The sequence below is a fragment of the Kitasatospora sp. NPDC024654 genome, from assembly GCF_055559155.1.
In genome coordinates, this window is the sequence record NZ_JBVHLF010000198.1 from 1 (window position 1) to 4349 (window position 4349).

The 4349-nt window shown below is 68.4% G+C and carries 6 protein-coding genes; 3 read left to right on the forward strand and 3 right to left on the reverse strand.

Annotation, left to right across the window (positions count from 1 at the left end):
- Nucleotides 1-38: 38 nt before the first annotated feature.
- Together ACZ38L_RS38595 and ACZ38L_RS38600 are read right to left on the reverse strand one after the other, a co-directional pair.
- Nucleotides 39-200 carry a hypothetical protein gene (locus ACZ38L_RS38595; RefSeq protein WP_465702671.1) on the reverse strand — a complete coding sequence of 54 codons (162 nt, stop codon included), beginning with the start codon at nucleotides 198-200 and terminating at the stop codon, nucleotides 39-41.
- Nucleotides 197-871, reverse strand: coding sequence for a Type 1 glutamine amidotransferase-like domain-containing protein (locus ACZ38L_RS38600; protein WP_465702674.1), 675 nt, complete (start codon nucleotides 869-871; stop codon nucleotides 197-199). The genes ACZ38L_RS38595 and ACZ38L_RS38600 overlap by 4 nt, the downstream gene beginning before the upstream one ends.
- Before the next feature lie 319 nt (nucleotides 872-1190).
- Between ACZ38L_RS38600 and ACZ38L_RS38605 the strand changes: the two genes are divergently transcribed.
- A complete protein-coding gene (locus tag ACZ38L_RS38605) occupies nucleotides 1191-2114 on the forward strand; it encodes a recombinase family protein (RefSeq protein ID WP_465702677.1) in 924 nt (307 codons plus the stop codon).
- Between the two features lie 193 nt (nucleotides 2115-2307).
- Nucleotides 2308-2784 (forward strand): hypothetical protein, encoded by a 477-nt coding sequence (locus tag ACZ38L_RS38610; protein ID WP_465702681.1) that lies wholly within the window; start codon nucleotides 2308-2310, stop codon nucleotides 2782-2784.
- Nucleotides 2785-2830: 46 nt separating this feature from the next.
- On the opposite strand, the gene ACZ38L_RS38615 is transcribed toward ACZ38L_RS38610, so the two are convergent.
- Nucleotides 2831-3697, reverse strand: a complete 867-nt coding sequence (locus ACZ38L_RS38615; RefSeq protein ID WP_465702685.1) for a recombinase family protein — start codon at nucleotides 3695-3697, stop codon at nucleotides 2831-2833.
- A 328-nt stretch (nucleotides 3698-4025) separates the two neighbouring features.
- On the opposite strand from ACZ38L_RS38615, the gene ACZ38L_RS38620 reads away from it, so the two are divergent.
- On the forward strand, nucleotides 4026-4313 hold the full coding sequence (locus ACZ38L_RS38620; protein WP_465702684.1) for a hypothetical protein: 288 nt from the start codon (nucleotides 4026-4028) through the stop codon (nucleotides 4311-4313).
- Nucleotides 4314-4349 lie beyond the last annotated feature (36 nt).

Sequence of the window (4349 nt, forward strand, 5' to 3'; positions counted from 1 at the left end):
CTCCGCCGTCACCTCATCGTCGACCTGACCTCGCGCACTCACAGCAGAACATCCTGCCGCACCCGCCAATCGAGATCTATCCCTGTAGTACTAGGCGATGGCTCGCCCGCACATTCGTGCAGCGCGGGCAGCCCGGTCATCGCGGTCTTGGTGTTGGCGAGGATCGCTTCGATCGCGGACTCACGGTCGTCGGCGTTCATGATGCTGGGTTGAGCAGCTTCCAGTGACCCTCGGAGACGACCTCGATGCTGCCGTCAGTCACCTTGATGGCAGTCTGAGCGTCGATGGCGTATGCCGGACCCTTTATCTCGGCGGCCCAGCGTTCCGCCTCGGCCAGGCTCCTCTCCGGACAATCCGGGAGGTCGAGGTGCGGGAAGATGGAGAAATCGACGACTCCCAGCGTGCTGTCGTCGCCGATGGGCGACTGCCAGTCGACGAACTCATCCCCGATCCGGGGAGTCAGCACCATGCTCCCGGCGCTGAGCCCTACGTAGACCGTGTCGCGCAGCGACGGGAAGAGGTCGGCCAGTCCGGACTCCCGCATCCAGTGGCACAGGTACAGCGCATCGCCACCGTTCACCAGCAGGGCGTCTGCCTCTCGGACCCAGGAGATCCAGCGTTCCTTGTCGATGCTGGGCAGTGCGGTGAGCTCCAGCACGCCCACCGACTTCCACCCCAACTCGGTCATGGGACTGGGGGACCGTCCGCTGATGAAACGCCAGGGCCCGCCCGGATCCCCGCACGGGCCCCCGTACCCCGCAGTGGGGATGCAGAGGGCGCTGGCCTCGGCGATCGGTTTACCCAGGAGATCGACCAGCGCCGCCAGAATGCTCGCGTTCCTGACACCGGAGTCGGTAAGGAGAAGCTTCATCACGCCACCCTAGTAGTAGGGCAGTTCGGTCGAGGCCCTGTTCTCGTACTAACTGCCGCCACCAGACGAGTAGCTATGCGTAGTTGCAGTGACTCGTTGTGACGGCGCCGGTCCCGCTTCGCACTCTCGGTTGAATGGCCCCTGGGGGCTGAATCGATTGATTACGCCCCCAGTCGCCGATCCATTGACGAGAGATGGACATTTCGGATCATTTCGGGGTGTCGATCCAATCCGCTCCACTCCGCGATTGCGCCTCCCCATTCCGCCCCCTTATGGTCGCGGTCGGCGCCAAGCCGAATGACGCAGGAAGGGGCGATACGTGACAGACCGTCTGTATCTGCGGCATTCCACCGACAAACAGACCAATGCCCGCCAACTCCACGCTCTGGACAGTCTGCTCAAGTCCGACGCCCCGAAGTACGAGGACCCGGCCACCTCCTCCCGCGTCTACGCGATCAACCGCGCCGGGTTCCGCCGGCTGCTCGATGACGCGGCGGTCGGGGACACCATCCGCATCGCCGACGCCGCGCGGCTGTTCCGCTCGACCAAGGACGTCATCCAGATCCGCGAAGTCCTCCAGCAGCGCGGCCTGCACCTGCACATCGCCACCGGCGCGTGGTCCGGCTTCGACCTGGCGGCCGACGACCCGCAGACCAAGCTCTTCGTCACCATGCTCGCCGGAGTGCTGGAGTTCCAGCGCGACGTGATCTCGGAGAACACCAAGGAAGGCGTCGCCGCCGCCGAAGCCGCCGGCAAGACCCTCGGCCGTCCGGCAGCCCTCGATGAGAAGGCGGTGGCCGAGGTCGTCGAGGCGTACGGGGAAGGGGCCGCGGTCAAGGCCCTCGCCCGACAGCACCAGGTCGCTCCCAAGACCATCCGCCGCGTCCTGGACGCCGCCGGTGCCCGCGAACTCCCCGACAACCCCGAGACGCAGGACGGCGCCGCCGCCGAAGCCGAGCAGGGCGAGCCCGAGCCCGGCGCCCTGGTGGTGCTCGACGTTCCCGGCCTGCTGGCCGACCACCTCCGCGACACCGGGGACGCTGCCGTCCGTGAAGCCCTGCAGGGCGGCCGTACCGCCCGCCGCGGACAGGGCTACTCGGTGCGCGTCACCGCCCCGCTCGCGCTTCACCAGGCCGCGCTGCAGCAGTGCGCCGCCCTCGCCGGTGACGGTTCCACCCCGGCCGGGCGCAAGGCGTACCGCGCCTACGCCGACCGGATCGCCGGGGCCGTGCGGACGTCCTGACGGCGGGTTGCAGTGAAGTGCCGTGGGCGTTCGATCTCCGAGGGCATCATGGTGCCCATGGACGCGAGCGAGGCCGACGCACTGGACCTGGAGCTGGACGAGGTCGGCGAGGAGGCCCTGTTCGGCGAGGACGACGGGTACGAGTGGGTGGAGCGCTGAGCCGGGCGTCGTCATCACAGGGGAGGGGAACGGCATGGAGTATGAGGACCGGACGTATCACGGCGTTCAGGACGGGCCCGAGAGCGGCAGCGACGAGGACCGGCAGTGGCAGCCGGCCCGGATCTGGGTGGAGAAGCCGGAGTTCGGGCCGACCCAGCGCAAGGGCGTGAAGGTGCTGCGCGAGCTGCGGCCCAAGGACGAGGACGAGTTCGGGGGCTTCGGATGGGGCTACAACGGCAGCGGCACCAGCCGGGCCGCGGCGGCGGTCCTGGCCGACGCCCTGGACCTGGGCAGCCCGGAGAAGGCCGGGATCTCCATGGAGGGCTGGCCGCAGGACGACACCCTGGTCCTGCTGCGCGAGGACTTCTGCGACGACGTGCTGTCCCAGTTCTGCGACCAGTGGCGGCTTCGCCGCGGGGTGGTCCTGCGCTGGGCCCGCGCCTGGTACCTGCAGCGCGGCATCATCGACCTGCCCCCGGCGCTGCTGCAACTGCCGCCCCTGAGGGACTGACATCGGCCTCGGGGATCAACCGAACCGTGGCTGGCGCTGAGATTGATCAAGGTCCGGCTGTAGCCGGGAGGGCGTTGACGCGGTTCTCGTACTCGCGGCGGGCCTTGCGCTGGGCCGGGATCGACGGGGCGCCCTGGGCGGCATCGAGGGGCTGGCAGCGGGCGAGGAGTTGGCGGTGAACCGCGGGCGCGGCGGTGATACGCAGCGTGTAGCCCTGGCCGCGCCGTACGGTCACGCCCTGGTTGAGCGCGGCCCGCTCGGCATCGTCCAGCTCGGTCACGCGGAGGAAGTCGGCGACCTTGCCCGGCATGTCGAGTGCGACCGGCAGCTCCGGGGCCGGTGTGTCCGTGTGGTTGGCCGCGGTGTGCTCGGGCATGAGGTCGGCGACGGCCGTGCGGATGGCGCCCCGGCTGACGTCGTACTCGCGGGCCAGGGCGGCGATGGACCGGCCGTCCAGGTATGCAGTGCGGACGGCGTCGGTCATCCCGGCCGTCACGGCTGGGCGTCGGCCGCCCTTGTTGCCCTTGGCCTCGGCGGCCCGCAGTCCGTCGTAGGTCAGCTCACGCTGGAGGTCGCGCTGGAGTTCGCCGGCGGCGGCGAGGGTCTGCACCATGAACTTCACCGTGGACAGCAGTTCTCCGGTGCGCGGGTGGCGGGCGGTGAGGTCCATCGCGGAGAACGCGCCGTCGTGGATGAGCAGGGCGAGACGGTCACGGTGCAGGACGTCGAGCACGTCGAGGATGTGCTGGGTGCCGCGTACGAGGCGGAACATCTCGGAGATGTGCACGGTGTCGCCCGGCCGCGCGTACGCCAGCAGTTCGCCGAACTTCGGGCGTTGGAGCGGGTGCAGGCGGCTGGAGGTGCCGGCCTCCTCCTCGAACGGGATCGGGTCCTCGATTCCGGCCTCGTCCAGGACGAGGTTCTACCGGGCGGTCGACTGCTGGTCGGTCGCGACCCGCTTGTAGACCAGGTTCGCCATCAGGGGCCCCTTCCATACGGAGGATCGGACCCTATCTGTCACCAAACCCTGTCATCAATCACCAACGGATCTGATTGGATCCGCGCCGCCAAGAGGCCCCGGAATGTCCGGGTTCATTGGACACCCGCCGCGCCTGTCGTCATTCGATCGTTTGCCGACAGGGAGGCCCGTGATCACGAGCCTCCGACGGGATCGCTGCACTCCGCCCCAGTCATTAGCAACTCAGGTTGACTATCTTCGTTAGTCAACTACAGTTGCTTGCATGTCCGTCGGCGAGAATTCCCTTCCCCCTGAGCCCGCTGACGCCCTGGCGGCTGTCGTGGCGTTGCGGCGCCTTGCCGATCAACTGGAGGACGCCGCTGTCGAGCAGGCCATGCGGGCGGGCTGGAGCTGGCCGCAGGTCTCCGAGGCGCTCGGTGTCACCCGCCAAGCCGTCCACAAGAAGCACGCCAAGCGGCTCATCGCCGCCGGAGTCAAGCTGAGGAGGCGCGGCGATGAGTTTCCTGAGTCAACCCCTATGCCGCCAAAGTGGTCTCGGGAGTCGTTTTGATCTTGCTGTTGGCCTGGTGGGTGTCGGGGTCGTAGG